General features: G+C 66.2%; 25 protein-coding genes and 1 riboswitch. Of the genes, 11 read left to right on the top strand and 14 right to left on the bottom strand.

Translation table 11 applies throughout. The features are described from left to right. Window positions 1-20: 20 nt before the first annotated feature. The 10 genes from AC1RHV_RS23080 to AC1RHV_RS23035 all read right to left on the bottom strand — a co-directional run bounded on the left by AC1RHV_RS23080 (window position 21) and on the right by AC1RHV_RS23035 (window position 10,667). A complete protein-coding gene (locus AC1RHV_RS23080; RefSeq protein ID WP_492302073.1) occupies window positions 21-1,475 on the bottom strand; it encodes an N-acyl-D-amino-acid deacylase family protein in 1,455 nt (484 codons plus the stop codon). 12 nt (window positions 1,476-1,487) lie between these two features. Next, on the bottom strand, window positions 1,488-2,501 hold the full coding sequence (locus AC1RHV_RS23075) for an ABC transporter ATP-binding protein (protein WP_054450273.1): 1,014 nt from the start codon (window positions 2,499-2,501) through the stop codon (window positions 1,488-1,490). A gap of 8 nt (window positions 2,502-2,509) precedes the next feature. Then, a complete protein-coding gene (locus AC1RHV_RS23070) occupies window positions 2,510-3,517 on the bottom strand; it encodes an ABC transporter ATP-binding protein (RefSeq protein WP_054450277.1) in 1,008 nt (335 codons plus the stop codon). 8 nt (window positions 3,518-3,525) lie between these two features. After that, window positions 3,526-4,401 carry an ABC transporter permease gene (locus tag AC1RHV_RS23065; RefSeq protein ID WP_054450278.1) on the bottom strand — a complete coding sequence of 292 codons (876 nt, stop codon included), beginning with the start codon at window positions 4,399-4,401 and terminating at the stop codon, window positions 3,526-3,528. A 13-nt stretch (window positions 4,402-4,414) separates the two neighbouring features. After that, a complete protein-coding gene (locus AC1RHV_RS23060; RefSeq protein ID WP_054450281.1) occupies window positions 4,415-5,350 on the bottom strand; it encodes an ABC transporter permease in 936 nt (311 codons plus the stop codon). Window positions 5,351-5,402: 52 nt separating this feature from the next. After that, a complete protein-coding gene (locus AC1RHV_RS23055) occupies window positions 5,403-6,974 on the bottom strand; it encodes an ABC transporter substrate-binding protein (protein WP_119448993.1) in 1,572 nt (523 codons plus the stop codon). 52 nt (window positions 6,975-7,026) lie between these two features. Then, a complete protein-coding gene (locus AC1RHV_RS23050; RefSeq protein ID WP_492302071.1) occupies window positions 7,027-8,472 on the bottom strand; it encodes a M81 family metallopeptidase in 1,446 nt (481 codons plus the stop codon). Window positions 8,473-8,599: 127 nt separating this feature from the next. Then, entirely contained in the window at window positions 8,600-9,016 is a 417-nt protein-coding gene (locus AC1RHV_RS23045) for a RidA family protein (RefSeq protein ID WP_054450287.1), read from the bottom strand. A 29-nt stretch (window positions 9,017-9,045) separates the two neighbouring features. Continuing rightward, entirely contained in the window at window positions 9,046-10,182 is a 1,137-nt protein-coding gene (locus tag AC1RHV_RS23040) for an NAD(P)/FAD-dependent oxidoreductase (RefSeq protein WP_175213897.1), read from the bottom strand. 113 nt (window positions 10,183-10,295) lie between these two features. After that, window positions 10,296-10,667, bottom strand: coding sequence for a tRNA-binding protein (locus AC1RHV_RS23035; protein ID WP_119448997.1), 372 nt, complete (start codon window positions 10,665-10,667; stop codon window positions 10,296-10,298). A gap of 181 nt (window positions 10,668-10,848) precedes the next feature. Between AC1RHV_RS23035 and AC1RHV_RS23030 the strand changes: the two genes are divergently transcribed. Next, the gene (locus AC1RHV_RS23030; protein WP_054450292.1) at window positions 10,849-11,448 is read left to right on the top strand and encodes a nitroreductase family protein; all 600 of its coding nucleotides are present in this window, start codon (window positions 10,849-10,851) and stop codon (window positions 11,446-11,448) included. A gap of 98 nt (window positions 11,449-11,546) precedes the next feature. Here the strand turns inward: AC1RHV_RS23030 and AC1RHV_RS23025 are convergent, their stop codons facing one another. Beyond that, on the bottom strand, window positions 11,547-12,314 hold the full coding sequence (locus AC1RHV_RS23025; RefSeq protein WP_492302068.1) for an extracellular solute-binding protein: 768 nt from the start codon (window positions 12,312-12,314) through the stop codon (window positions 11,547-11,549). Window positions 12,315-12,610: 296 nt separating this feature from the next. On the opposite strand from AC1RHV_RS23025, the gene AC1RHV_RS23020 reads away from it, so the two are divergent. From AC1RHV_RS23020 to AC1RHV_RS22995, 6 genes are all read left to right on the top strand, one after another. Then, window positions 12,611-13,435: a lysozyme inhibitor LprI family protein gene (locus AC1RHV_RS23020; RefSeq protein ID WP_492302066.1), complete on the top strand. Its 825-nt coding sequence runs from the start codon at window positions 12,611-12,613 to the stop codon at window positions 13,433-13,435. Window positions 13,436-13,865: 430 nt separating this feature from the next. After that, a complete protein-coding gene (locus AC1RHV_RS23015) occupies window positions 13,866-14,588 on the top strand; it encodes an META and DUF4377 domain-containing protein (RefSeq protein ID WP_199728259.1) in 723 nt (240 codons plus the stop codon). A gap of 132 nt (window positions 14,589-14,720) precedes the next feature. Continuing rightward, complete coding sequence (locus AC1RHV_RS23010) at window positions 14,721-15,227, top strand: sigma-70 family RNA polymerase sigma factor (protein WP_175159536.1); 507 nt, start codon at window positions 14,721-14,723, stop codon at window positions 15,225-15,227. After that, window positions 15,224-16,207: a FecR domain-containing protein gene (locus AC1RHV_RS23005; protein WP_492302064.1), complete on the top strand. Its 984-nt coding sequence runs from the start codon at window positions 15,224-15,226 to the stop codon at window positions 16,205-16,207. Before AC1RHV_RS23010 ends, AC1RHV_RS23005 begins: the two co-directional genes overlap by 4 nt. Before the next feature lie 66 nt (window positions 16,208-16,273). After that, window positions 16,274-18,712 (top strand): TonB-dependent siderophore receptor, encoded by a 2,439-nt coding sequence (locus tag AC1RHV_RS23000; RefSeq protein WP_492302062.1) that lies wholly within the window; start codon window positions 16,274-16,276, stop codon window positions 18,710-18,712. A 127-nt stretch (window positions 18,713-18,839) separates the two neighbouring features. Next, the gene (locus AC1RHV_RS22995) at window positions 18,840-19,283 is read left to right on the top strand and encodes a CopD family copper resistance protein (RefSeq protein ID WP_054450306.1); all 444 of its coding nucleotides are present in this window, start codon (window positions 18,840-18,842) and stop codon (window positions 19,281-19,283) included. Between the two features lie 40 nt (window positions 19,284-19,323). Here the strand turns inward: AC1RHV_RS22995 and AC1RHV_RS22990 are convergent, their stop codons facing one another. Both AC1RHV_RS22990 and AC1RHV_RS22985 read right to left on the bottom strand, forming a co-directional pair. Beyond that, complete coding sequence (locus AC1RHV_RS22990; protein WP_054450307.1) at window positions 19,324-19,773, bottom strand: DUF6389 family protein; 450 nt, start codon at window positions 19,771-19,773, stop codon at window positions 19,324-19,326. Window positions 19,774-19,867: 94 nt separating this feature from the next. Then, on the bottom strand, window positions 19,868-20,773 hold the full coding sequence (locus AC1RHV_RS22985; protein ID WP_054450309.1) for a LysR family transcriptional regulator: 906 nt from the start codon (window positions 20,771-20,773) through the stop codon (window positions 19,868-19,870). Window positions 20,774-20,906: 133 nt separating this feature from the next. Between AC1RHV_RS22985 and AC1RHV_RS22980 the strand changes: the two genes are divergently transcribed. From AC1RHV_RS22980 to mntP, 3 genes are all read left to right on the top strand, one after another. Beyond that, window positions 20,907-22,490: a sulfatase family protein gene (locus tag AC1RHV_RS22980; protein WP_192354591.1), complete on the top strand. Its 1,584-nt coding sequence runs from the start codon at window positions 20,907-20,909 to the stop codon at window positions 22,488-22,490. 51 nt (window positions 22,491-22,541) lie between these two features. Further along, on the top strand, window positions 22,542-23,510 hold the full coding sequence (locus tag AC1RHV_RS22975; protein ID WP_054450312.1) for a Bug family tripartite tricarboxylate transporter substrate binding protein: 969 nt from the start codon (window positions 22,542-22,544) through the stop codon (window positions 23,508-23,510). A 33-nt stretch (window positions 23,511-23,543) separates the two neighbouring features. After that, window positions 23,544-23,723: riboswitch (yybP-ykoY riboswitch) on the top strand. A gap of 6 nt (window positions 23,724-23,729) precedes the next feature. After that, window positions 23,730-24,302: a manganese efflux pump MntP gene (mntP, locus tag AC1RHV_RS22970; RefSeq protein WP_054450314.1), complete on the top strand. Its 573-nt coding sequence runs from the start codon at window positions 23,730-23,732 to the stop codon at window positions 24,300-24,302. Between the two features lie 43 nt (window positions 24,303-24,345). On the opposite strand, the gene AC1RHV_RS22965 is transcribed toward mntP, so the two are convergent. Then, complete coding sequence (locus AC1RHV_RS22965) at window positions 24,346-25,296, bottom strand: LysR substrate-binding domain-containing protein (protein WP_054450316.1); 951 nt, start codon at window positions 25,294-25,296, stop codon at window positions 24,346-24,348. A 91-nt stretch (window positions 25,297-25,387) separates the two neighbouring features. On the opposite strand from AC1RHV_RS22965, the gene dsdA reads away from it, so the two are divergent. Further along, window positions 25,388-26,701 (top strand): D-serine ammonia-lyase, encoded by a 1,314-nt coding sequence (gene dsdA / locus AC1RHV_RS22960; RefSeq protein ID WP_192329851.1) that lies wholly within the window; start codon window positions 25,388-25,390, stop codon window positions 26,699-26,701. The last annotated feature ends 26 nt before the right edge of the window (window positions 26,702-26,727 follow it).

Here is a 26,727-nt window from a genome sequence, read left to right as displayed (position 1 = left end):
ATTGTAAGGGCTGGCCGGGATCAGGCACCCGCCCGGTTGAGGACGCGGCCCGCGTGCTGGCCGGTGAAGGCCTGGCCTTCCCAGACGGGCGCGCCGTTGACGTACACCGAGTGGATGCCCGCGGCGCGCTCGGTGGGACGATCGAAGGTGGCCGAGTCGGCCACGGTGGCGGGGTCGAAGACCACCAGGTCGGCGTAGTAGCCGGGCTGCACCTGGCCGCGTTCGGCCAGGCCGAACTTGGCGGCGGTCAGGCCGGTCATCTTCCAGACCGCGGTTTCCAGCGGGAACAGGCCCAGGTCGCGTGAGTAATGGCCCAGCACGCGTGGGAAGGTGCCCCACAGTCGCGGGTGCGGACGCTCGTCGTGGGGCAGGCCGTCGGAGCCGATCATGGTGGGGCCGAACGCCAGGATGCGCTGCACGTCGGGCTCGTCCATCATGAAGTAGATGGCGCCTGCGGGCTGCAGCTCCGGCACCACGTCGTACTTGGACTTGCCGCGCTCGGCGGCGATTTCCTCCAGGTCGCGCCCGCTCAGTTCGGGAAAGGGCTTGCACCAGGTGATGAGCGTGCGGCCAGCCAGCAGCACGCGGTCCTGCTTGAGCATGGTGGAGCCGGCCACGTAGGGATAGGGGTCCAGCGACACGTCCTGGCTGGCCATGGCGGCCTCGATCAGCGCCAGCGTTTCCTTGGAGCGGCCGAAGTTGGGCTTGCCCATGACCTTGTGGTGCGAGATCACCACCGGCACGTCCAGTTCGCGGCCGATGCGGAAGGTCTCTTCCAGTGCCGCCACGATATGTTCGCCTTCGTCGCGCATGTGGGTGGCGTAGACGCCGCCATGCGTGCCCAGCGGGCGGCACACCTCGATGATTTCCTCGGTGCTGGCATGGGCCGCGGGCGGATAGAACGCGCCGGTGGAAATGCCGATGGCGCCGCTGGCGAGCGCGTCGTCGGCCAGCGCCTGCATGGCCTGGATTTCCGCCGCCGTGGCTTCGCGCTTCAGATCGGGCATGACGGCGGCGCGCAGGGTGGAATGGCCTACCATGCAGGCGGCGTTGACCGCGGGCGGCGCGGCGCGCAGGGCCTCCAGGTAGTCGGAGAAGCGCTCGAAGCGGAACGAGCCGCCTTCGTCCAGCAGGTCCAGCGGCGCGGGCGGGTTGGCGTGCGCCAACGGCGCCAGGCTGATGCCGCAGTTGCCGGTGACCACGGTGGTGACGCCCTGCGAGATCTTGGGCGTCATGTCGCGGTGCTTGAGCAGATAGTTGTCGTCGTGCGTGTGCGAGTCGATGAAACCCGGCGACACCACTTTGCCGGCCACGTCGATGCGCCGCCGGGCACTGCTGGCGCTCAGGTCGCCGACGGCGGCGATGCGGTCGCCGCGCACGCCGACATCGGCCAGCCGGCCCGGCGAGTTGGTGCCGTCGATGACGGTGCCGCCGGCAAGGATGTAGTCGAACGGGGTGGCGTCGGTCTGGGACATGCGTATCTCCGGCTAAACGGGGGTGGCGAAGTGGCAGGCGACCTGCTGTTCGGGGGCGATCTGGCGCGGCTGCGGCGCTTCCTCGGCGCAACGCGGCTGCGCCATCGGGCAACGGGTGCGGAAGGCGCAGCCCGAGGGCGGCGACAGCGGGCTGGGAATCTCGCCCTTGAGCACTTCCACGGGCTTGCGCTCGCCCTGGCGGGCCGAAGGGACGGCGGCGAGCAGGGCGCGGGTATAGGGATGGGCGGGCCGTTCGAAGATGGCCTCGCGGGTGCCGGTCTCGACGATCTTGCCCAGGTACATCACGGCGACGCGATGGCTGATGTGGCGCACCACGCTCAGGTCGTGCGAAATGAAGACATAGGTCAGCCCCAGGTCGCGCTGCAGGTCCATCAACAGGTTGATGACCTGCGCCTGCACCGACACGTCCAGCGCCGACACCGGTTCATCGCAAACGATCAGGCCCGGGTCCAGCGCCAGCGCGCGGGCGATCACGATGCGCTGGCGCTGGCCGCCGGAGAACTCGTGGGGATAGCGGTCGGCGGCGTCCGGGCGCAGGCTGACGCGGGCCAGCAACTGCGCGACTCGGTCGCGGATGGCCGCGCGGCTGTGGCCGAAGGCGCGCAGCGGCTCGCCGATGATGTCGCGCACCCGCATGCGCGGGTTCATCGACGAGAACGGATCCTGGAAGATGAACTGCATGCGCTGGCGCATGGCGCGCAGCTCGCGGCTGTTCATGGCGGCCAGGTCGCGGCCTTCCAGCAGGATGCGGCCTTCGGTGGGATCGGTCAGGCGGATCAGGCATTTGCCGGTGGTCGATTTGCCGCAGCCGGATTCGCCCACGAGGCTCAGCGTCTGGCCGCGCGGCACCGACAGGGAAACGCCGTCGACCGCGCGCAGCACCTTGGCGCCGCTGCCGCTGTCCACGGGGTAGTGTTTCTTCAGGCCGACGACTTCCAGCATGGGCGGGGCGTCGGCGGCGGGCGCGGACACGGCGCTCGCAAGGGGGATGTCGTGCAGATTCATGGCGGGCCTCAGGCGGTCAGGGCGGCGGGGGCGGGTTCGGCCGCGCGGGCCCAGCACCAGACGCGGTGGCGGCTGCCGGCATCGGCGGCCGGAGGCGCCTGCTCGGAACAGCGCGGTTGCGCCTCCGGGCAGCGCGCCGCGAAGGCGCAGCCGCGCGACTCGGGCGTCATCACTGGCACGATGCCAGGCAGCTCGGCCAGCCGCGCCGTATGGTCCTGGCCGTCGGCGAAGTCCGGCAGGGAGCGGATCAGCGCCTGGGTGTAGGGATGCTGCGCACGGTCCAGGATGTCGTCGACGCTGCCTTCCTCGACCTTGCGCCCGGCGTACATCACGATGACGCGCTGGCACATCTGCGCGACCACGCCCAGGTCATGGGTGATCAGCACGATGGAGGTGCCCAGCCGCTGCTGGATTTCCCGCAGCAGGTGCAGGATCTGCGCCTGGATGGTGACGTCCAGCGCGGTGGTGGGCTCGTCGGCGATCAGGACCTTGGGCTGGCAGGCCAGCGCCATGGCGATCATGGCGCGTTGGCGCATGCCGCCCGACAGCTGGTAGGGATACTCGCGCACCCGGCGCGCCGGGTCGGAGATCTGCACCAGCTCCAGCAGCGATTCGGCCTGCGCCATGGCCTCGCGCCGCGACAGGCCCTGGTGCAGCATGAGCGATTCGCTGATCTGCCGGCCCACCGTGAACACCGGGTTCAGCGAGGTCATGGGTTCCTGGAAGATCATCGAGATCTGGTTGCCGCGGATCGCGCGCATGGCCTTTTCTGGCAGCGCCAGCAGATCCTGGCCGTCGAACTCGATGCTGCCGCCGGCCACTCGCCCGGGGGCGCGCAACAGGCGCATGATGGACAGGGACGTGACGCTCTTGCCGCAGCCGGATTCGCCGACCAGGCCCAGGGTTTCACCGGGCATCAGGTCGAAGGACAGGCGGTCCACGGCAAGCACTGTGGTTTCATCGCCATCGAAACAGGTGGTGAGGTCGTGCACGCGCAAGACGGGTTGGGTTTGCATGGGCGCTCCTACAGCTTTTTCGCCAGGCGGGGATCGAGCATGTCGCGCAGCCCGTCGCCCACCAGATTGACGGCCAGGACGGCCACGCCCAGGAACAAGCCCGGATACAGGATGATGTGGAAAGCCACGGCCACGAAGTTGCGGCCTTCGGCCATGATGTTGCCCCAGCTCGGGATCTGCGGCGGTATGCCCACGCCCAGGAAGCTCAGCACGGCCTCGGTCAGGATGGCGGACGCCGCGATGAAGGTGGCCTGCACCATCAGCGGGGCGAACAGGTTGGGCAGGATGTGGCGCAGCAGAATCGCGGGCACGCGCGTGCCGGACGAAATGGCGGCCTCGATATAGGGCTGCTCGCGTATCGTCAGCACCAGCGCCCGCACCAGGCGCACCACGCGCGGCACCTCGGGGATGACGATGGCGATGATCACGGTGCCCAGGCCGCCCTTCAGCGTGGCCATCAGGGCGATGGCCAGCAGCACGCCCGGAATGGCCATCAGGCCGTCCATGATGCGCATGATGAAGGCGTCGATGCGCCGGAAGTAGCCCGCGGCCATGCCCAGGGCCACGCCGGCGACGGTGGAGACCACCGCCACCACGATGCCGACCACCAGCGAGACGCGGGCGCCCCAGACGGTGCGCGAATAGACGTCGCGGCCCAGCGCGTCGGTGCCGAAGAAGTGTTCGGACGATGGCGGCTTCATGCGCGCCAGCGGATTGATGTCCTGCGGATCGACGGTGGCCAGCCAGGGCGCGGCCAGCGCAATCGCGGCCAGCGCCAGCAGGATGGCGCCGCCGATGTAAAGCATGGGATGGCGGCGCAGCGAGCGCAGCACGCGGCGATGGCGCGGCCGGCGCGCGGGCAGGGACAGGGTAGTGGTCGTCATGCGTAGTCCCCGTTCAATAGCGGATGCGCGGATCGAAGAGCCGGTAGCTCAGGTCGACCAGCAGGTTGATCAGGACATAGATGCCGGAGGCCACCAGCAGCACGCCCTGGATCACGGGATAGTCGTGGCGCAGCACGGCGTCGATGGTCAGGCGGCCCAGGCCGGGAATCGCGAATACGGTTTCCGTGACCACGACGCCGCCGATCAGCAGGGCCACGCCCACGCCGATGGTGGTGACGATGGGATTGGCGGCATTCTTCAGCGCATGCCAGACGATGGGGCCAGCCGCCAGGCCCTTGGCGCGGGCGGTGCGGATGTAGTCTTCGGACAGGGCTTCCAGCATGGTGGCGCGCGTCATGCGCGTGAGCAGCGCCATGTAGACCAGGCCCAGCGACAGGCAGGGCAGCACCAGATGGCGCAGGTAGGGCACCACGCCGTCGGCCAGGGGCTTGTAGCCCTGCACCGGCAGCCAGCCCAGCTTGATCGAAAAGCCGTAGACCAGGCTGTAGCCGATCAGGAACACCGGCACCGAGAATGCGCAGACCGCGCCTATCATGACCAGCCGGTCGAGCCAGCGGCCCGCGTGCCAGGCCGCCAGCACGCCCAGCGGAATCGCCGCGATCACCGCGAACAGCATGGTGAAAATGGCGATGGACAGCGTCGGCCCCATGCGCTGGCCGATCAGCTGCGAGACCGGCATCTGTGTCGACATCGACGTGCCCAGATCACCAGTGGCGATGTGGCTGACCCAGATGCCGAACTGCTGCAGCAATGGTTTGTCCAGCCCCAGGTTCTGGCGGATCTTCTCCACGTCGTCGGCGGTGGCGTTGTCGCCCGCGATCACCGCCGCGGGATCGCCCGGCGACAGGTGGATCAGCAGGAACACCACGACCGCGACCACGGCCATGACAGGAATGACGGCCGCGATGCGGCGCAGTATGTATTTCACGCTGGTTTTCCCCCGGCTTGTGGCCGGGCGCACATGGCACCCGGCGCCCGCCTTACGGCTTCTCGATGTTCCACATCACCGGGATGCCGGTCTTCAGCAGTTCGGTGTGCTGCAAGCCGCGGAACGCGGACACGGGCTTGAATTCCCCCCACATGACATACGGCACGCTCTGGTAGGCGCGCGCCTGCATCTGCGCGGCGATGTCCTTGCGCTTGGCCGGGTCCGTTTCGCGGATCCAGCTGGTGCGCAGCGCGTCCAGTTCCTTGTCGCAGGGCCAGCCCGGCAGGCTGTTGCCGCAAGCGGCGGACATCCAGGGATTGGTCACCGGCGTGCTGGCGTCGTAATAGCCGCCCCAGGTCAGGAAGACGTTCCAGCCGCCTTGCGCGGGCGGATCCTTCTTCAGGCGGCGTCCGGCCAGGGAGGCCCAGTCCATGGATTGCAGGTCGACGTTGATGCCGGCCTTCTTCATGTTCTGCGTCAGCACCATGACGGCGGGCGCGCTGAGGTGGTCCGTGGGGTACAGCACCACGACTTTCTCGCCCTTGTAACCGGCTTCCTGCAGCAGTTGCTTGGCGCGCGCCGGGTCGGTCTTGGCGTACGGCGCCGCGCCCGCGTCGCTGGCCAGCGGCGAGCCGCAGACAAAGAGGCTGGGGCAATAGTCCACGCGGTATTTCTCCGGGTAGCCCATGGCCGACAGCATTTCCTTCTGGTTCACCAGGTGGTAGAGCGCCTGGCGGGCAAGCTGGTTGTCGAAGGGCGGATGCAGCGAATTGAGGATAACCATGCCCTGCGTCGCGACGGACGTGTTCAGGGTGATGTCCTTGTTGGTCTCCAGCACGGGCAGGAAGTCGGGCGTGGTCTGTTCGATCATGTCGACTTCGCCGTTCATCAGGGCGGCGGTGGCCGTGTTGCCGTCGGGAATGTAGACCCACTCGACGCGGTCCACCTTGACGTTCTTGCCGCCCGCCAGGCCGTCGGCAGGTTCCGTGCGCGGCACGTAGGCCGGGTTTTTCACGTACACGACCTTGTTGCCCGGCACCCATTCATCGCGCTTGAAGAGGAAGGGGCCCGAGCCGACCATTTCCGTGACCTGGGTGTTCGGGTCCGTCATGGCCAGGCGCTTGGGCATGATGAAGGGCGGCATGCCGGAAGGCTTGGACAGGGCGTCCAGCACCAGGCCGAAAGGCTCCTTCAGCGTCAGCGTGAAGCTGTTGTCGCCGGTCACCGCGAGTTCGGCGCCCGCGGCCATCATGGCCTGGCCCAGCGTGTCCTTCTTGGCCCAACGCTGGATCGACGCCACGCAGTCCTCGGCCTTGACGGGCGTGCCGTCATTGAACTTCAGGCCTGGGCGCAAGGTGAAGCTCCAGCTCTTGCCGTCCTCGGACACGGTCCAGCTGTCCACCATCTGCGGCTTGACTTGGCCCTTGCTGTCCTGCGAGAACAGGGTGTCGAACACCATGTAGCCGTGGTTGCGCGTGATGTAGGCCGTGTTGAACAGCGGGTCCAGCGTCTTGAGGTCCGCGTGCGGCACCAGGCGCAGGGTCTTGGTCTGCGCCAGCGCGCCGGTGGCGGCCCCCATGGCCAGCAGGGCGGCTGCGCCCAGCAAACTGAAACGTCTGATCATTGTTATCCCCTTCGTTATTCCCATGCCCTGGTCGGGCGGCGATCGTTGAGCCTCAGGCCTTGAACGGCCACTTCGGCAATTTGCGCTTGGTGTAAGGCAGCGCGTTGTAGTCGGTGGTGATGGCGCCCGGCGTTTCCACGTAGATGACGTGGCGGCCGACCTGCGAATACGAGGCGTAGAAATGCTGCGACGATTTCACGATGATGAGCTTCATGGCCTGCAGGTCCACGCCGAACTGCGTGAACAGGTCGGTGCCCATGGCCTGGGTGCGGTTGGTGGTCAGGGCGATGGTCACGCCCTGGCTGCGCACGATGGCCACGTCGCCCAGCAGCGCGGGCGTGCCGGCCAGCCCGGTCATGATGGCGTCGCGCTTGAGCGCCACGATTTCGCAGTCCAGGTCCAGCGGCTGTCCCGATACCGGCGCGACCTTGCCGCCGATGCGCAGCTGGATGCGCGCGCCTTCGCCAGCTTCGAAACAGAGCTGCACCGCCACCGGATCCCAGAAGGGGCCGGTCGCGACGTCGGTGATGCCGCGCGCCAGCACGCGTTCCAGGATGAAGGTGGCGTCGCTGGGGGCGCCGCCGCCCGCGTTGTCGGCGGAATCGGCCAGCACCACCGGAAAGTCGTTCAACGCCAGGGCCTGGTCCAGCGCTTCGTCGGCGCCGGGGTAGGGCGGCGCCAACTGGTCGCGAAAGCCGATGATCTCTTCGCCCAGCGCGCGTGCCAGGGCGTTGGCCTGGGCCTGGTCGCCGTCGGTATAGACCAGCACCTTGGAACCCATGTCGGGGGTGTCGCCCCACGGGAAGCCATGCGCGATGGACACCGACAGCACGCCTTCCTTGCCTTCCATCGCGAGCAGGCGGTCGACGAAGCTGCGCATGGGTTCGCGGCTGGTGTGCATGATGGAGATCATTTCGCAGTCGTACACGGCGCGCGTTGGCTTGATGCGGCCTGCGGCGCGCGCCACGCACAGGTCCACCAGGTCGTAGGCGCGTTCCAGGATGTCGGTGTGCGGATATTCCTTGAAGCACACCAGGAAGTCGGCGCTTTCCACCATGTCCGCCGTCATGTGGCAATGCGGGTCCAGTTCGGCGCCGATCACGGTGTCGGGGCCCACGATCTCGCGCGCGCGGCGCAGCAGGTCGCCTTCGCAGTCGTCGTAGCCGTCGGCCACCATGGCGCCGTGCAGGCCGAACAGGGCGATGTCGACGCGGCCCGCGCGCTTCAGGTCGCCCAGCAGTTCGTCGCGCAGGGTTTCGTAGGCGTGGCGGGTGGTGATGCCGGCCGGCGTTGCGCCGGCGGTCAGGCCTTCGATCAAGGTCCAGTCCTTGCCTTGCGCGCGCTGGCGCGCCGCCCACAGCGGCCCCGAGAACATCTGCATGCGGTCCGGATGCTGGCCTGCGGGGTAGTAGCCGCGCGCCCGATAGGCCGACAGCCCGGTCGGGATGGGAGAGAAGGTGTTCGTCTCGGTCGCCAGGGACCCGGAAAAGATTTTCATGCTGCCGCTCCGCGTAAGGATGTGCACATGGGGGCGCAGGCGTTGCCGCGAGCGCAAGGAAAAGACCGCACCGCCTGGCGCGAGGGCCGGGCAGTGTCAAACCATCGGACAGGCCCGCGGGGCGGGATCAGGCTTCGGACACGGGGCCCGGCGTGTAGCCGCCGTGCGCGACTGCCGCGCCCAGCCAGGCCTGCACCTCGATTTCCACGTCCACGCCCATGGCCAGCTTGGCCTCGACCGTCGAACGCGAAGGGAAGTCGGACGAGAAATGGCTGCGGTAGGCGTCGTTGAACTGCGCAAAGAGCTCCAGGTCCGACAGCCATACCGTCACGCGCACCACGTCCTTGAGGGTGGCGCCCGCCAGGGCCAGCGTTTCCTTGATGCGCTCGATGGCGGCATGGGTCTGGGCGGTGATGTCGCCGCGCACGACCTGGCCGTTGGCGTCCATCGGGATCTGGCCCGACAGGAACAGGAAGCCGCCGGCCTGGGTGGCGCGGGAGAACGGCAGGGGCAGGGGGCTGGGGTAGCGGGCAATGGTGGTCATGGTGGACTCTCGCAGGCAAGGGGGTGGGTTCAGCGCAATCGCGCAGGACGCACGGCTTCGGCATTCACGCCGTGCGCATGCAGATGGGCGGGCAGCGGCTGGCGCGTGAGCAGCGCGGCAGCCAGCTCAGAAGTCGCCGCGGCCGTCTGGATACCATAGCCGCCTTGGGCCGCCAGCCAGAAGAAGGCGGGCGCATCGGCATCCCAGCCGACCACGAAATCGCCGTCGCGCACGAAGGAGCGCAGGCCGGCCCAGGTGTGCTTGGGGCGGCGGATGGTGAGCGAGGTCGCGCTTTCGATGCGGTAGATGCCGGTGGCGACGTCCAGTTCTTCCGGCACCACGTCATGCGCGGCGACCGGATCGGCGTTGGCCGGCGATCCCAGCAATTGGCCGGCATCGGGCTTGAAGTAATAGCTTTCGTCGACGCCGACCACGGCCGGCCAATGGGCAAAGTCCACGTCCTGCGGGCCGGAGAACGTGAAGGCGGTGCGGCGGCACGGCTGCAGGCCGACAGGCGAGGCCCCGCAGAGGGCCGCGGTATGGTCCGCCCAGGCGCCCGCGGCGTTGACCAGCGCTCGCGCACGCAGGCTGCGGCCATCGGCCAGCGTCAGCGTCCAGACGTCGCCCGCATGGGCGGCCGACACGACTTCGGCATTGTTGTGCAGCACTGCGCCCTGGCGCGACATGCCGCGCAGAAAGCCCTGATGCAGCGCGTGCACGTCGATGTCGCGAGCGTCCGGTTCTTCGATGGCGCCGCAGATCTGGTCGGCGCGCAGACAGGGCACGCGCTCGACGGCCGCTTCGGCGTCGATCAGCGCCACATTGGGCGATTGGCTGCGGAAGTCGTCATAGACCTGGCGCAGCAGGTCCCGCTGTTCGGGCGTGGCGATGTACAGCACGCCGCGCGGGCTGAGCAGCGGATGCTCGCTGAAGCCCTGCGGCGGATTTTCGTAGAAGGCGCGGCTGGCGCGCGTGAGCGCCTTGATCTGGTCCGTGCCGTAGGTTTCCATGAACATGGCCGCGGAACGGCCGGTGGAGTGGTAGCCCGGCTGGGCCTCGCGTTCCAACACGGCCACCGAGGCCGTGGCGCTCAGGCGGTAGGCCACGGAAGCGCCGGCGATGCCGGCGCCGATCACGGCGTAATCGAATAGGGGTTCTGCTGTCATTTTGTCGGAAGCGAGAATTCTCTTATTTGATAATTCTCGAATACGATAGTTTTTTGACGGCAGACAAGTAATAGGGGAAAGCCCCGATGGAGGAAACTCCGGGGCCCGGGAGGTCAGGTCAGGCGGGTGCCATTGGGAACCTGATCGTCCGGCACTGCCAGCACGATGCCGCCGGACTCGTCCGCGAAACCCAACACCAGCACTTCGGATTTCATCGGCCCGATCTGGCGCGGCGGAAAGTTCACCACCGCCATGACGCGCTTGCCCGTCAGCTGTTCCAGCGTGTAGCGATCGGTGATCTGCGCCGAACTCTTGCGGATGCCCACGCCGGCGCCGAAATCTATCGTCAGCTTGTAGGCGGGTTTGCGCGCCTCGGGAAAGGCCTGCGCCGACTGGATGGTACCGATGCGGATGTCGACCTTGAGGAAGTCGTCAAAGCCGATATCGGCGGCGGCGGGGGTGTTCGGGTCTTGGGTGTAATGCACGTTGGGTCCTTGGATTGGGCTGTCCGTCACCTTGCGCAGAGCCGATTTGGTCGATAGGCGGAACAGTTTGTTCCGCGCAATGGGGTGTTTTTTGGCTTCCTGGACGTATTCGGGACAATTGCCGGTCGGTAGAATTCGCTATGCATTTTCCTCTATCTACTCGTCGGAAGGCCACAACGTCATGAGCAACGCTTATCTGGACGCCCTCAAGCAGCGTCGCACGCAGTACTCGCTGGGCCGCAACCTGTCGATCTCCAAGGAGGAACTGACCTCCCTGATCCAGGAAGCGATCAAGCACAGCCCCTCGTCGTTCAATTCGCAAAGTTCGCGCGCCGTGATCCTGTTCGGCGCCGAGAGCGAAAAGCTCTGGAACATCGCGATCGAAGAAGTGCGCAAGGTCGCGCCGGCCGAGAGCTTTGCCCAGACCGAAGCCAAGCTCAAGAGCTTCGCCGCGGGCGTGGGCACCGTGCTGTTCTTTGAAGACCAGGGCGTGGTGCAGGGCTTGCAGGAAAAATTCGCGCTGTACGCGGACAACTTCCCGGTCTGGTCCGAGCAGGCGGGCGGCATGGCCCAGTTGTCGGTCTGGAGCACCCTGGCCAGCGCCGGCGTGGGCGCCAGCCTGCAGCACTACAACCCGCTGATCGACGCCGCCGTCGCTCGCGAATGGAACGTTCCGGCGTATTGGAAGCTGCGCGCGCAGATGCCGTTCGGCTCCAACGAAAACGGCTTCGGCGAAAAGGCGTTCATGGACGATGCCGAGCGCTTCCGCGTGGCCGGCTGAGTTTTCGGGACGCCTTGCGCGTCCCGGTCCGAGCGCATCGGAAAGCCCGCAATTCCCAGGGAATCGCGGGCTTTTTTACGTCCGGCTCCTGGCGGACCTCAATCCGTCTTCCAGCCCCATTTCTTGAAGATCGCCCGGCCTTCGGGCGCAGTCAGGAAGTCGATAAAGGCCTGCGCCTGGGCATTGCCCTTGCCTTTCCTGGTCACGACGGCGCTCGCGTCGCGATAGATGCGGTAGGGCTCTTCCACCTCGACCATGCTGGCGAGCTCGGGGTTGGACACCTGCCAGATGTTCCAGATCAGCCAGGCGTCTATGGTCTTGTCCTCGGTCCATTGGGTGCGCGCCTGTGCGCTGTTGCCGGCCTCCGGCAGCACGAGGTTGGCGCGGAAGGCGCGCACGGTTTCGATGTCGCCAAGACGGCCGGCCACGTCTTCCCACAGCCCCGTCTGGCCCGCGCCGGACACGGCCATGACCTTGATGCCGGGCTTGAGCAGATCCTTGAAGCCCTTGATCGCCTTGGGATTGCCCGGACGCACCAGGATGGCCGAGGGCCTCAGGTACAGCGTGCGGGCCTCGCGCAGCTCGAACACGCCGGGCAGCGCCGAGGCGAAACCACTCATCATGTTTTCGGCGCCGCTGTAGATCACGTCGGCGTCCTGTTTGGCCTTGTCGGCCCAGGCCGGCGTGGGGCCCGCGGTGACGCTGACGTCAATGCCGTGCAGCTTGCCGAACGCAGTGGCCGCTTCCTTCATCGCGGGCGCGGGACCGCCGGGGCCGTACACGTTCAGGCCCGGAGCGGCCCAGGCGCTGCCGGCGGCGGTGCAAGCCAGGGCAATGCCGCAGGCAAACGATCTGATCGACTTCATATCAAGACTTCCATTTCTGCGCTGACCGACGCCGGGCGTCCGGCGCGTTCGGCTGGTTGATCCGTGGCGTGCTGCGTGGTCTCTTGCGCGGCTTGCCACTGAGTAGACGAGCAGGGGAAGGGGAATATTCCAATGGACTGTGCAATCCGCGCTGCGTTGCAGAGCGTTGAACTCTGTTTCCAGTCTGTTAAAAAGTCGCGTGCAAAATTGCAGCCTTGCTGCCGCCTTGCGATGAATGGCTTAACGGTCTGCAAGCATCGAAACGCTGCGCAGCGCATTCTCAAAGAGAACGTCACATGAAATCTGGAATCCCCGTGGGCCGCCTGCTGTGCGTCGCCGGCCTGTTCGCGTTTGCCGCGCCCGCCTATGCGATCGATTGCGCCAAAGCCGCCAGCGCCGTGGAAAAGCTGATCTGCTCGGACCGCAAGACCGTGGCGGCGGACGCCGAGTTGAACCGGGCTTACGCCGCGATTCTGAAACAGGCTCCCGACGGAGATATCCGCGCCATGCTGGCGCACAACCAGAAGCGCTGGATTGTGGCGCGCGACCGCGCGCTCACGAACCTGATCGAGGACCCGGGTTCGGTTCCCGACGGCAAGACGGCCGCAGGCGTCGCTCGCGATTTGATCCAAAGCCGCACGGCGCAGCTCAAGGAGACGCACAAGGGCGCAACGCTCCCCGACATGATCGGCAGCGCAGTCCGCCAGCAGCAGTTCCAGGCGCAATTCACCGGCGGCGCTTACGCCGGCTACTCGACTTCTTGCGACGTCTTCCCAGGCGAAAATGCCTACTACGGCTGCTTCGCGACGCGGCATTACCAGAATAATGACCGCATTTGCTCGGTCGACGAGTACTGGGCGTCGGGCGGCGTCTACACCAAGCGCTATGTCGCCAACGTCGTGGACGGCAAGCCGCAGTTGGCGGCATCCTGCTCGTTCAGCAGCTCGGACGAGGCATGCTCCGATAAGGCGGGCGAGACAAAATGGAACATGAAGCCGAAAAAGCCAGACTTTTCCTATCCAGCCCAGCCGCTGCCCAAGATCGATGGAGAGATCGTGGGCGATGACGACTATGAGTGGGCCCGAGCCTGCCTGACGGGCGCGGCCTACCCTGCCAATTGACGCTGGCGAGCCGATCGCGAGCGCGCGATCGGCCTTGTATTGCGGTGGTTTGCGCGTATTGCGTGCAGTTCCCGGTGGATTGGCAATACTTGCAGTATTTTGAGGGTTATGTATTTAGTTGTAAGGCAAGCAGAACCTCACGGTGATCCGCTGGCAGGCAAGAGCGCTATACGGATGGCTAGGGAAAACCCGTAAATTGCGTTGCTCAGAGGGTGTGTTTCAGGCCGGATCTGCGGCAAGATTTTGAAACCGACTGGATGGCTGCGTGTTTAAAACGTCCATCCCGCGAACGTAGAATCCCGTTTTTCATCAGTGCCATTCGGCTGACAGGAAACGAACCATGAAGAAAACCATCCTCCTTGCGTCCGTATGCGCCGCGCTGCTGCAAGCTTGCGCTCCGACTTCCTCTCCCCGTGAAGGATCGTCCTCCATGCCCACTACCGCCACCACGCCCGCCAGCCCTGAAGTTAGCCTGCCCGCCTATTACTGGCGCCTGGCTTCCGCCACCGATGCAGCGGGCAAGCCGATAGCCGCGCTCCAGGCTGGCGTCGAACATCAACTGCGCCTGTCGTTCACGCAGGACGCCTTGAACATCCGCGGCGGCTGCAATGCGCAGTTCGGGGGCTACACCTACAAGAACGGCGTGCTGCAGGTGGCGAACCTCGCGTCGACCATGAAGGCCTGCGACCAGAGCCTGATGCGCCTGGACGCCGAGATCGGCCAGCGCATGAAGGGCGACCTGCGCGCCACGCTCAGCGGACACGCTTCCGAACCCGGACTGGAGCTGGTTGCGCAGGACGGCAGCGTCCTGAAGTTCGTCGGCGAACCTACGCCCGAGACCCTGTACGGCAGCGCCGGCGAAATCATGTTCCTTGAAGTCGCTGCGAAGAAGGCCGAGTGCAGCCACCCGCTGATTCCCAATTATCAGTGCCTGATGGTGCGCGAGCGCCGCTACAACGAAGCCGGCGTGCAGCAGCCTACCCAGGACAAGTGGCATCCGCTGTATCAGTCCATCGAAGGCTTCCAGCACCAGGATGGCGTGCGCACCGTGCTGCGCGTGAAGCGCTACGACTGGAAGAACCCGCCCGCGGATGCGCCCAAGCAGGTGTATGTGCTGGACATGGTGGTGGAGCAGGACGCGTCGAAGAAGTAAGACGCCAGCTTCCCTCTGGATTTCCCCATTGCGCCCGGCCCCTGGATTCAGCGGCCGGGCGCAGTCATTTCACCCGGTGCAGGGTACTATGTTGTAAATTGTAGTCATTCTCATTTATAACCGTGCGTCTTCATGGCCGCCTCCGATCCCTCTCCGCGGCACCCCCTGCATACGCTGTACCAGGAACACCAAGGCTGGCTGCAGGGCTGGCTGCGTAAAAAACTGGGATGCGCTTTCGACGCCGCCGACCTGGTGCATGACACCTATCTGCGTGTGCTGGCCCGCCGCGATCCGGGCGACATTCGCGAGCCGCGGTCCTATCTGGCGACCATCGCGCACGGTCTGATGGTTAACCATTTGCGGCGCAGGGATCTCGAACGCGCCTATCTGGAAACGTTGGCGCAGCTACCCCAGGCGCTGTCGCCGTCGCCCGAGGAGCGCGTCCTGGCGCTGGAAGCCCTGTGTGAAATCGATGCCATGCTGGATGGCTTGCCCGTCCCGGTGCGGCGCGCTTTCCTGCTTTGCCAGCTTGAAGGCCTGACGCACGCGGATATTGCCAAGACGCTGGGCGTATCGGTCGGCTCGGTGCGGCAGTACATCGCGCGCGCTTTGCGCCAATGCCTGGAGTTCGCGCCATGAGCGCCGGCGAGGCAGGGCGCATCGATTCGCGCGCGCTGGACGGCGCGGTGGACTGGTTTCTGCGGCTGACCTCGGGCAGCGCCAGTCAGGCGGACCGAGAGGCGTGGCAAGCCTGGCGCCAGGCCGATCCTGAACACGAGCGCGCCTGGCAGCGCACCGAAGCGCTTACGCGCCGTTTTGAGGCGTTGCCCAAGGGCATGCTGCCCGTGTTGGGGCGACCGCGCTCGTCCGCCCGCCGCGCCGCGCTGGGCAAGCTGCTGGTGCTGATCGGCGCCGGAGGCGCCATCGGCTACGCGCAGGTCGATGAAGCCTGGCGCGGCTGGGTGGCGCAATACCGCACTGCTGTCGGCGCCCGGCGCGAGGTGATGCTGGCGGACCATAGCCGCGTGGTGCTCAATGCCGCCACCGCCATGGACGTCCTGTTCGATGCCCAGCAGCGGCTGATCGCGCTGCACGGCGGCGAAATCCTGATCGAAACCGCGCCGGACCCGCAACAGGTTTCCCGGCCGTTCATCGTGCGCACCCGCGAAGGCAGCATCACCGCATTGGGTACGCGCTTCGTGGTCAGGCGCGACGATGGCGTATCGGCGGTACAGGTTCTGGAAGGCGCCGTGCGCGTGGCGCTAGCGGGCGCTTCGGCGGATGCGGCGCGCATCGTGCCCGCCGGCATGGGCCTGCGCTTTGGCGGCGGCCATATCGATGACGCCCAAGCGCTGACCGGCGACCCCGCCGCCTGGCAGCGCGGCATGCTGCAGGTCGACGGCATGCCTTTGAATGAATTCCTGCGCGAGCTTCAGCGTTACCGCACGGGCTGGATCGATTGCGCGCCCGAAGTGGCGCATCTGCCGATTTCCGGCGCCTTCCCGCTGGCCGAACCCGACCGGGTGCTGGCCACGGTGGCGGACACCCTGCAACTCGGCCTGCGCCATCGCACCCGCTACTGGGTGTCGCTGGTGCCGCGCGGCGGGACTATTTTGTAACGGCGACTAGCACTTTCTGCGTCTTATCTGGCTACGAGGGTAAGACCAACATCTGGAGTGCATGTCATGCCCCGTCAGCTACCCCCGTCGCGCGCAAGCGTCTCCTTCCCCGCCTTGCTCGCGGCAGGCGTATTCGCGCTGCCTCTGGCCGGGTTGATAACGCCTGCCCAGGCGCAGACGCAGGCGGGGCAGGTGAGCGTAGCCATCGAGCCCGGGCCGCTCAGCGCGGCGCTGTCGGCCTACGCAGCCCAGGCCGGCGTCCTGCTGTCGTTCGATCCTGCTCTGACGCGCGACCTCCAGTCGCCGGGATTGCGCGGCAGCTATGGCTTCGAGGAAGGGCTGCGCCAGCTGCTGGCCGGCAGCGGGCTGGAACCGGCGCGGCGCGCGGACGGCGGCTACACGCTGCGCAGATTGCCGCAGGGCGAAGTCACGGCCTTGCCCGCCGTGACCGTCACCGGCGCTGGCGACGAAGGTCCCTCCGAAGGGACAGGCTCCTATACCGTGCCGGCAACCAGCGCCGCCACCCGCATGCCGCTGTCGCTGCGCGAAACCCCGCAATCCATCAGCGTCGTCACACGCCAGCAGATGGACGACCAGAATCTGAACACGCTGGATGAGGTGATGCGCCAGACTCCCGGCATCGCCGTCGACCGGCTGGATGAGCGCGTGCAATTCACCTCGCGCGGCTTTGCGTTGAACACCATGCTCGACGGCGTACCCACGCTGTCGTTCAAGACGCCGTCGGCCGAGGCGGGCATGATCAACACCGCCATCTACGATCGGGTGGAAGTCGTGCGCGGCGCCGCCGGCCTGCTCAACGGCGTGGGCGAGCCGGGCGGTTCGGTGAACCTGGTGCGCAAGCGCCCCACGTCGGAGTTTGCCGGACACGTCACCGGCGGCGTCGGCCGCTGGAACAGCTACAACGTCGAAGCGGATCTGGGCGGCCCGTTGAACAGCGCCGGCACGCTGCGCGGCCGGGTGGTTGCCGCCCGCACCGCGGGCGACAGCTTCATCGACTACAAGAAGCGGTCCGACGATGTCTTCTACGGCATCCTCGAGGCCGACATCCTGCCGCGCACCACGGTCAGCCTCGGCTACGAGCACCAGAAGACCGCCATCGACGGCGCGAACTTTGGCCAGGCGCCGCTGTTCTACAGCGACGGCACGCGCACGAACTTTCCCCGGTCCTTCAATCCCGTGACGCCGTGGAGCCAATGGGACATGTATACGGACCGGATATTCGCGACCTTGGACCACCGCTTCGGCAGCGGCTGGCACGTCAAGATGGACGCCAGCCGCCTGAAAAACGAAAGAAAAGCCGCCTGGGGCTACGTCCTCGCGTATCAGCCCGTCGATCCGTCCGGCGCGTCCACCATCGAATTGCGCGACAACCCCGCAAGCTCCACCAACAAGTCCTTCGACGTCTACGCCGAAGGGCCGTTCCAGGCATTCGGCAGGGAGCACCGGGCCGTCCTGGGGCTGAGCTACAACCGCTACACCAGCGAACTCAACCTGAACTCGGCGAATCCCGCCGGCTGGGACCGTCGGCGCGTGAATCTCTACGAGCTGCGCGACGTGCCGCGGCCCGCCATGCCCTACACTTTCTACAACACCTTCCTGGATGCGAAGGAGACCGCCATCTACGGTTCCGCGCGCCTGAAGGTGGCCGAGCCGGTGTCGCTGATCCTGGGCGCGCGGACCACCTGGTACGAAGAAAACTCATCGGCCTACAACGGCCCCGCCAACACCTGGACCCACAACCCCACCGCAAAGGAAAACGGCGTCTTCACGCCTTATGCCGGCGTGGTCGTGGACCTGAGCAAGGATTATTCGGCCTACGCCAGCTACACCCGGATCTTCATTCCCACCACCTCGCGCGACGCCAGCGACGTGGTGCTGCCTCCTCAAACCGGCCAGAACTATGAAATCGGCCTGAAGGGCGAACACCTGGACGGCAAGCTGAACACAAGCTTCGCGATATTCCGCACCCAAGAGGAAAACGTTGCGGTGGAGGATCCGTCCAGCCCGCCGCTGCCGGACGGGAGCACTCCCTACCGCGCCGTCAAAGGCGCGCGCAGCAAGGGTTTCGAGCTGACCGCATCCGGCGAAGTGGCGCCGGGCCTGCAGCTGATGGGCGGCTACACCTACTTTGCCAAGCGCGACGCCGAAGGTGCATTGCTGTTGCCGAGCACGCCGCAGCGGCTGTTCCGCCTGGCCGCCAGCTACAGGCTGCCGGGCGAATGGAGCAAGCTTACGATCGGCGGCAACGTCAGCTACCAGAGCGGCATCTACTACGACGAAGCCGGCGGGCTAGGGCGCGCCAGCCAGGGCGGCGTCACGCTGTTTGGCCTGATGGCGCGCTATGACTTCAACAGGCATGTGTCCGCGTCCGTCAACGTGGAAAACCTGACCGACAAGTATTACTACAGCGGTCTGGGGGGCTACAACGGCTACAACTACGGCACGCCCAGGAACGTCTGGATGAAGGTGAGCTACAAGTTCTGAGGACCGGGCAAGCCAGGCGGCGGGGGCGCGCGGAGGCTTTCGCGCGGGGCGGGTTTGATGTTTGTCATGTCCGCGGCTTCCGGGTTGATGGGACAATCCTCGTTGATGGCCATTCCCGATCGCAGCCATGAACACCTACCCCTTGCTGCTCATCCTGCACCTGCTTGCCGCCTTCCTGTTCGTCGGCACCGTTACGTTCGAGGTGCTGTTCCTGGAACCCGTGCACAAGCGCCTGCCGCCCGACGTGCGCCGCGCGCTGGGCAGCCAGCTGGCGCCACGCGTGCGGGCCGTGCTGCCGTGGTCGGTCGTCGTGCTGTACCTGGCCGGCCTGGGCCTGGCCTGGCAATACCGCAGCGCGCTCGCCAACCCGTTTGCATCGTCCTTCGGCGTCCTGCTGTCGCTGAAGATCGCGCTTGCCTTGAGCGTGCTGGTCCATGTCGCGACCGCCTTGACGCTCGCTCGCCGCAAGCGCCTGACTGGCGCATTGAGCCGGCGCATGCATATCAGCGTGTTCTGCCACATGGTGCTGATCGTGGTGTTGGCCAAGGCGATGTTCCACGTGGCCTGGTGAGCGCGGAGGCCGCGGCGCCGTAGGAGCCCCTGCCGCAGTGCTATGCCGGCAATGCGAGCGGCTCAAGCGTTCCGTAGCCTTCCTCCCCATATACCAGCGCCGGCAGCGGCGAACGGCCCTGGCCGTTCGTTTCCCATAGTTCCGCCACCCATTGCATCGCCGTATCGACGATGACGTCCTGGACGTTGAAACCACCTTCGTCCGACGCGAACAGAGGAACCTCGGGCTCGATGCCGTCTTCCGTGTGGCGCACGTCGAACAGGTAGCGGTGGCCTTCGATGGCCTTGTTGAGCACGAACAGGTCCGGGCCTTCCAGGCTGGCCACCACGGAGAATGTGCCTTCGCCGTCCTGGTCGGGGAACACCACGAAGTGGATCTCGCGCGCCTTGGGCGGCAGGGCGGCGATCAGCGCTGTCAGTGTGGCGCGCGCCGCGGCGTCGTGGGCGCGCAGGATGCGCAGCAGTTCGGTTTCGTATTCGGATCGGTTCATGGCATTCCGTTCAGGACTGGTTGGCGCATTTTGTCGCCGACCTCTGGAGAGGCGGCAGGGAGTGCCGTGGATTATCTGCCATTTCCTGTCGCCGTCACCGCGCCAGCCGCAGGCACTCCATGAAGTACGCCGCATGTTCCGAGGCCAGCGCGGCGTCTCGCCACACCATGCCTGTAATCCCGCGGCTGCGCATCGCCAGCGGCAATACCTTGATCATGTGCTGCTTGGCGAAATGCTTTGCCAGCCGCTCGGAGATCGGCAGTACCAGATCCGATCCGTCCAATAGCGCCAGGTTGACCAGCACCGACGACGATTCCACCTGATGCCAGGGCGCGGGCTGGCCGGCCAGCGCCAGTTCGTAATCGATGCGTATCCGCATCGGTGTTGAAGCGCCGGGCGCGATCCAGGGGTATTCCTGCACGTCCTCCCATGTCACCTTGCGCTTGTTCGCCAGCGGATGCGCCGTGCCCACGGCCAGGCAGATGGGCTCGCCGTACAACTCTTCGTAGTGCAGGTTGCGCGGCAGCGAGTGCTGTTCCAGGCGTCCCACCAGCACGTCGAACGTGCCTTCCTGCATCAGCGGCAGCAGGTAGTCCAGCGTGTTCTCGGCCAGGCGCAGCAGCACGCGCGGATAGCGTTCGCGAAAGCGCCGGATGCTGGGCGGCAGCAGCACCGGCGCGATATTGGGCGTGACGCCCACTGCCAGCGTGCCGGTGGCGCCGCGGGCCAGCTGCGCCATGGTGTCCTGGGCGCGGCCCAGCTTGCCCAGGATCTCGCGCGCATGCGTGCGCAGTTCCAGTCCATACAGCGTGGGTTCGATGCCGCGCGCGTGGCGCTCGAACAGCGTCAGGCCGATGTCTGCTTCCAGGTCCTTCAGCCACTTCGACAGCGCCGGCTGTGTGATGTTGAGTTCCGACGCGACCTGGCTCAGGTTGCGGGTTTCGCACAGGCGCACCAGGATGGCCAGGTGGCGCAGGCGGATGCGGTGGGTCCAGTCCATGCGGGCATCCTTGAGGCATAAATACAGGGTTATGGCTCGGTAATATTAATTCATTATCAATTTATGTCTCCTCTACACATAATGGCCTGACAACAGAGCCAAGCCGGCGCAAAGCTGGCGGCGAGGAGACACGATGCAGCCGAATTTCCTGCTATTCATCACGGATCAGCAGCGCGCGGACCATCTGGGTAGCTATGGCAACCCCATGCTGCGCACGCCGGAGCTGGACGCGCTGGCGGGGCAGGGGTGGTCGGCGGACCGCTTCTATGTGGCGTCGCCCATCTGCATGCCCAACCGCGCCACCCTGATGACGGGCCGCATGCCCTCTGTGCATGGCGTGCGCCACAATGGAATTCCGCTGTCGCAGCGCGCCACCACGTTCGTCGACCGCTTGCGCGGCGCGGGCTATTCCACCGCATTGATCGGCAAGTCGCACTTGCAGAACATGACCGGCAAGCCCGCCGTCTGGCCGCCGGCGAGCGACGGCGCGCAGGGCGAGGCCTGGATCGCCGAGCCCGGCAACTACGATCAGGAATGGGGCCCGCTGTGGCGCACGGATCCTGGGCATGATCTGCAGACGCCGTTCTACGGCTTCGAGCGCGTGGCGCTGGCGGTGGATCACGGCGACCAGGTCTGGGGCCATTACGAGCGCTGGCTGGCCCGCGAACATCCCGAGGCGCGGCGCCTGTGGGGGCCCGAGCATGCCCTGCCCGCGCCCGGCTATGTGCTGACAGAGCATCATCAGGCCTGGCGCACCCGCGTGCCGGAAGAATGCTCCACCACCGCCTACATCGGCGACCAGACCATCGCGCAGTTGCGCGACAACGCGGCCAACGGCAAGCCCTTCTTCATCCAGTGCTCGTTTCCCGATCCGCATCATCCTTTCACGCCTCACGGCAAGTACTGGGACATGTACCGCCCGGAAGACGTGACCCTGCCCGAGTCGTTCCACGCCAGCGCCGCGCCGGGCCACCAGCCGCCGCCTCACGTAGCCTGGATGCACCAGCAGCGCAATCAGGGCAAGGCCGTCAAGCACACGCCCGCCATCTTTGCCTGCACCGAGCGCGAGGCGCGCGAGGCCATCGCGCTGAACTACGGCTCCATCAGCCATATCGACGCCACCATCGGCCGCGTCATGCGGGCGCTGCGCGCGACCGGGCTGGACCACAACACCATCGTCATCTTCACCAGCGATCATGGCGACTACTTCGGCGACCACCAACTGCTGCTCAAGGGGCCGATCCATTATCAGAGCCTGATCCGCACGCCCTTCATCTGGCGCGATCCGCAGGCGGCGCCCGCCGCTGCGCGCAGCCAGGCACTGTGTTCCACCGCCGACATCCCCGCTACCGTGCTGGCGCGCGCGGGCCTGCCTGCCTACAACGGCATGCAGGGCGCATCGTTGCTGCCGCTCATGTCGGGCGAGACCGAGCGCGTGCGCGACGCGGTGCTGATCGAGGAAGAGGGCCAGCGCACCATGTTCGGCTTTCCCGGCCGCACCCGCATGCGTACCTTGCAGACGCCGCGCCACAGGCTCAGCGTCTATGCCGATGCCGCCTGGGGCGAACTCTACGATCTACAAGAAGACCCCCACGAACTGCGCAACCTGTGGGACGACCCCGCCGCCGGCGCGTTGCGCGCAGAACTGCTGCTGGAACTGTCGCGCAGCATGATCCGGCACGCCGAGACCAGCCCGCATCCCACCGCCATCGCCTGATTCCGCCGCCACGGCGCCTGCCTGCGGGTTGGCGCCATCCAGGAGAAAAGCATGATCAAGTCCTTGTTGCTCTGTACGGCGCTGCTCGTGGCCGCAACCTCGGTCGCGGTGGCGTCCGACTATCCGTCGCGTCCCGTGCGCCTCATCGTCAACTTCCCGCCCGCGGGCCCGCTGGACCTGGAAGCCCGCGCCATCGCGCAGCATGCCGGCAAGATCCTGGGCCAGACCATCGTCGTCGAAAACCGCTCCGGCGCGTCCGGCAACATCGGCGCCCAGTCCGTGGCCCAGGCCGCGCCCGACGGCTACACGCTGCTGATGACGCTGGACACGCTCATGACCGTCAACCCATACATTTTCAAGGGCTTGGACAAGGACGTCACCCAGCGGCTGGAACCGCTGAGCCTGGCCGGCTCCTTCGGCCTGGCGCTGGCGGTGCGCCCCGAACTCGGCATCAATACGCTGGACGAATTCCTGCGCTACGCCAAGGCCAATCGCATCACCTATGCCTCAGCCGGCTACGGCAGTCCCGGCAACCTGGCCTTCGAAAAGCTCCGTCTCGCGGCTGGCATGGAAGTCGCGCATGTGCCATATCGCGGCAACGCGCCTGCCGTGAACGCGCTGCTGGGCGATCAGATACAGGCCGCCTTTCTTGCCACGCCCGGCGTCCTGCCGCATGTACGGGCAGGCAAGCTGAAGGCCTTGGCGGTGTCGGGCAAGGAACGCGACGCCGACCTGCCTGAAGTCCCCACGGCGGCGCAGTCGGGCGTGGCTGGCTTGAAAGACTATGACGTGTCGTTCGCCTTCCTGGTCATGGCGCCCAAGGGCACGCCCAAGGAGGTCGCGCAGGTCTGGGAAGACGCGCTGGCCAAGGTCTACGCCATGCCGGAGTTCCAGCAGAGCATGGCCGTGCTGGGCATGCGCGGGCCGTTCGCAGGCAAGGCGCGGGCACAGGCATGGGTGGACAGGGAGGCCAAGGGCTGGAAAGAGGTGATCGCGAAGGCGGGAATACGCGGGGAATAGCGCTGTAACACGCCGGTCAGCAGGCTCTGCTAGACTGGTTTCACTCTTTGGGGAGTAGCCTCCCTGCGGCCAGTTCCGCAGGGGCTTGCGTCAACATTCTTGGCTTCCTCGGCCATGGCGCAAGCGGCATCCATGCTTGGCGAGACCACGGATTTTTCGCGCGATGCCGGGCGGCGCGGAGGATCCGTGCCGTTTCCGCCCAGCAGGATCCCCACTCCAATGAATCCCATCGCCATCATCGTTCTCGCGTTCGCCATGTCCACGGACGCGTTCGCCGCGGCCATCAGCAAAGGCGCCGCGCTCTACAAGCCCCGATTTCCGGAGGCCCTGCGCACAGGGCTGATCTTCGGCGTGATCGAAGCCATCACGCCGGTGATAGGTTGGGGACTGGGCTCGGTCGCGGCAAAGTATGTGGTCGCCTGGGACCATTGGATCGCGTTCGCGATGCTCTGTATTCTGGGTTTGCTGATGATACGCAACGGCCTCAAGGAAGAGGACGAGGACGCCGCGCCCGTCACCCGGCATTCCTTCTGGCTGCTGGCGGCTACGGGCCTGGCCACCAGCATCGACGCCATGGCGGTCGGCGTGGGCCTGGCGTTCGTGGATGTGAACATCGTGGTGGCGGCCATCGCCATCGGCTTGGCCACGACGCTGATGGTGACGATAGGCGTGATGCTCGGACGCGTGCTGGGCAGCGTCGCCGGGAAGCGGGCCGAGATCCTGGGTGGAGTCGCGCTGATCGGTATAGGCGCGGCAATACTTTATGAGCATCTGAGCGCCGCAGCGGCTTGACGCCGCACGGGAAGGTGGCGCTCGTCGGCTTCGCGGATGATGCTTATCCGCGAGTACCCCCGATCAAGGCCGAACGCGCGCTGTCGAAGTTGCGGCACTCGGATTTCAACCACTCGGAAAAGATCCGGGTGCGCCGCTCTTCAGGCCGGCGCGACAGCAGCACATAGCGCGCCGGCGCGGGCACGTGCTTGCCGAACACGTCTACCAACCGTCCGCTGCGCAGTTCGTCGTAGACCATCGCGCTGCGCCCGATAGCCACGCCCTGGTGATTCAGCGCGGCGCCAATGGCCAGGCTGGCCAGATTGAACTGCGGCCCGTCCAGGTGGCGGATCCACCCCGGCCGATGCGCTTGCATCCAGGTGCGCCACTCGATGAACTCCGCGGCGCCGACCCAAGGAGAGGCGTCGTGCAGGAACTCGACGCCGTCGAGCGATTTGCCGGTGCGAAACGCGGGGTGCGCGGCCAGGTATTCGGGCGTTGCGACCACGAGCAGATACTCGTCCAGCAAGGCGTCCGCCTGTAAATGGCTGTAGTGCGCCGGGTCATAGCGGATGGCGAGGTCTATGTCTTCTTCCTCCATCAGCTTGCGGTCCAGCAGTTGGAACTCCGCCTTCAACCGGACTGATACCTCCGGCTGTAGGCGATGGAATTCCGTCAGGCGCGGCATCAGCCATTGCAGCGCGAACGACGGCAGGCAATTGACCTGCAGCGCGGACGCCGGCAAGCCCAGCCGCTCGATTTCCTGCTGAATGTCGCCAAGCGCACGGCTGACCGTCGTGTACAGCGATTCGCCCTTGGGCGTGAACTTCAGGCCGCGTTGCTGGCGGACAAACAACAGGTAGCCCAGGCGGTCTTCCAACTGCCGGATCTGCTGGCTCACCGCGCTTTGCGTGAGGTTCATGGCCGACGCCGCCCTGGTGAAGCTGAGATGGCGGCCGGCCATGTCAAAACACCGCAGGGCTCCCAGGAGTGTCGAGTCGAAATGGGCAGACATAAGTCAAACTAATGGCTGAATTAGAAATGATCGCTATTCTTGCATGCCTTCGGAATCTACGATTTGCGCCGAACCATCAACCCGCAAGTCCATGATGACCGCCAATTTCGATCCTCAGCTATTAGAAAATCTTCAATCAAGAACGCCTTTGCTATGGCTCAACCCGGCTAGGGGAGGGCTCTTGCCCGGCTCCGCGCCGTCCCTGGCCCTGATCGATGAGGCCGAAAACCGCCTGGCGCGTTGCGCGCCGCTGCTGGCCGCGCTGTTTCCCGAGCTTGCCGCTGCGGGCGGGCATATCGAGTCCCGGCTGATGCCCGCCAAAGCCTTGCAGCAGGCGCTGGGCGCCGGGGAGGTGTCGGGCAGCTGGTATCTCAAGCGCGATGATGAACTGCCAGTCGCCGGGTCCATCAAGGCGCGCGGCGGCTTTCACGAAGTGCTGGCCATTGCCGAGTCGATCGCGTTGGAGCACGGCCTGCTCAAGGATGAGGCGACGGACAGGCGCATCATGGCGACGCCGCAGGCTCGCGCCTTGTTCAGCCAGTATGCCGTGACCGTGGGCAGCACCGGCAACCTGGGCATGAGCATCGGCGTCATGGCCGCCGCGCTGGGATTCGATGCCGTGGTGCATATGTCCGCCGATGCCAAGGAATGGAAGAAGGACCGCTTGCGCAAACGTGGCGTGCGCGTGGTGGAGCATGCCGGCGACTATGCCGAGGCCGTCGCGGCCGGGCGGGCGCAGGCGCTGGCCGCGCCCCGCAGCCATTTCGTCGACGATGAGCAATCCGAGCTGCTGTTCTTCGGCTATGCCGCAGCGGCCCGCGGACTGGCGCGGCAACTGGCTGAAGCAGGGCGCGTGGTCGATGCGGCGCACCCTCTGTTCGTGTACATCCCCTGCGGCGTCGGCGGCGCGCCGGGCGGCATCAGCCATGGCCTGAAGGCGCTGTTCGGCCCCAACGTGCATTGCTTCTTCGCCGAACCCGTCGCGTCGCCGTGTTTTCTGGTGCAGCTGGCATCGGGCGCGGATTCCCCCGTGTCGGTCTACGACATCGGCCTGGACAACCGCACCGAGGCCGATGGCCTGGCCGTGGGCCAGGCTTCCGAACTGGTGGCGTCGCTGATGAGGCCCCAGCTAGGCGGCGTCTTCACCGTGTCGGATGACGAGCTCTACCTGAACCTGCTGGCGCTGAAAGACACCCTGGGCGTCGAAGTCGAGCCGTCGGCCGCGGCCGCGGTCTCGGGGCCTGGCTGGCTGGACTCTGCCGCAGGGCAGGTCTATGCGTCGGGCATCGATATGTCCGCAGCCACTCATGTCATCTGGGCCACCGGCGGTTCGCTGGTGCCCCCCGAAGCGCTGCGCGGCTTCCAGGAGCACGCCAGGCAACTCAGCCAGCGCCGCGCGGCATAAGCCGCAGCACCCAAAAAACGACATAC

Source organism: Achromobacter sp. GW823-FHT04E03 (assembly GCF_058796095.1).
Note: the sequence above shows the minus strand (reverse complement) of the source record. Positions and strands in the feature narration are given on the sequence as shown.

Excerpts from the sequence above, each read along its gene's own strand:
- AC1RHV_RS23065 (WP_054450278.1), bottom strand. The coding sequence starts at position 4,401 with ATGACGACCACTACCCTGTCCCTGCCCGCGCGCCGGCCGCGCCATCGC.
- AC1RHV_RS22995 (WP_054450306.1), top strand. The coding sequence starts at position 18,840 with ATGAACACCTACCCCTTGCTGCTCATCCTGCACCTGCTTGCCGCCTTC.
- AC1RHV_RS22985 (WP_054450309.1), bottom strand. The coding sequence starts at position 20,773 with ATGGACTGGACCCACCGCATCCGCCTGCGCCACCTGGCCATCCTGGTG.
- AC1RHV_RS22975 (WP_054450312.1), top strand. The coding sequence starts at position 22,542 with ATGATCAAGTCCTTGTTGCTCTGTACGGCGCTGCTCGTGGCCGCAACC.
- AC1RHV_RS23015 (WP_199728259.1), top strand. The coding sequence starts at position 13,866 with ATGCCCACTACCGCCACCACGCCCGCCAGCCCTGAAGTTAGCCTGCCC.
- AC1RHV_RS23075 (WP_054450273.1), bottom strand. The coding sequence starts at position 2,501 with ATGAATCTGCACGACATCCCCCTTGCGAGCGCCGTGTCCGCGCCCGCC.
- AC1RHV_RS23005 (WP_492302064.1), top strand. The coding sequence starts at position 15,224 with ATGAGCGCCGGCGAGGCAGGGCGCATCGATTCGCGCGCGCTGGACGGC.
- AC1RHV_RS23000 (WP_492302062.1), top strand. The coding sequence starts at position 16,274 with ATGCCCCGTCAGCTACCCCCGTCGCGCGCAAGCGTCTCCTTCCCCGCC.
- AC1RHV_RS23030 (WP_054450292.1), top strand. The coding sequence starts at position 10,849 with ATGAGCAACGCTTATCTGGACGCCCTCAAGCAGCGTCGCACGCAGTAC.
- dsdA (WP_192329851.1), top strand. The coding sequence starts at position 25,388 with ATGATGACCGCCAATTTCGATCCTCAGCTATTAGAAAATCTTCAATCA.
- AC1RHV_RS23070 (WP_054450277.1), bottom strand. The coding sequence starts at position 3,517 with ATGCAAACCCAACCCGTCTTGCGCGTGCACGACCTCACCACCTGTTTC.
- AC1RHV_RS23080 (WP_492302073.1), bottom strand. The coding sequence starts at position 1,475 with ATGTCCCAGACCGACGCCACCCCGTTCGACTACATCCTTGCCGGCGGC.
- AC1RHV_RS23025 (WP_492302068.1), bottom strand. The coding sequence starts at position 12,314 with ATGAAGTCGATCAGATCGTTTGCCTGCGGCATTGCCCTGGCTTGCACC.
- AC1RHV_RS23020 (WP_492302066.1), top strand. The coding sequence starts at position 12,611 with ATGAAATCTGGAATCCCCGTGGGCCGCCTGCTGTGCGTCGCCGGCCTG.
- AC1RHV_RS23055 (WP_119448993.1), bottom strand. The coding sequence starts at position 6,974 with ATGATCAGACGTTTCAGTTTGCTGGGCGCAGCCGCCCTGCTGGCCATG.
- AC1RHV_RS22980 (WP_192354591.1), top strand. The coding sequence starts at position 20,907 with ATGCAGCCGAATTTCCTGCTATTCATCACGGATCAGCAGCGCGCGGAC.
- AC1RHV_RS22990 (WP_054450307.1), bottom strand. The coding sequence starts at position 19,773 with ATGAACCGATCCGAATACGAAACCGAACTGCTGCGCATCCTGCGCGCC.
- mntP (WP_054450314.1), top strand. The coding sequence starts at position 23,730 with ATGAATCCCATCGCCATCATCGTTCTCGCGTTCGCCATGTCCACGGAC.
- AC1RHV_RS22965 (WP_054450316.1), bottom strand. The coding sequence starts at position 25,296 with ATGTCTGCCCATTTCGACTCGACACTCCTGGGAGCCCTGCGGTGTTTT.
- AC1RHV_RS23010 (WP_175159536.1), top strand. The coding sequence starts at position 14,721 with ATGGCCGCCTCCGATCCCTCTCCGCGGCACCCCCTGCATACGCTGTAC.
- AC1RHV_RS23050 (WP_492302071.1), bottom strand. The coding sequence starts at position 8,472 with ATGAAAATCTTTTCCGGGTCCCTGGCGACCGAGACGAACACCTTCTCT.
- AC1RHV_RS23040 (WP_175213897.1), bottom strand. The coding sequence starts at position 10,182 with ATGACAGCAGAACCCCTATTCGATTACGCCGTGATCGGCGCCGGCATC.
- AC1RHV_RS23045 (WP_054450287.1), bottom strand. The coding sequence starts at position 9,016 with ATGACCACCATTGCCCGCTACCCCAGCCCCCTGCCCCTGCCGTTCTCC.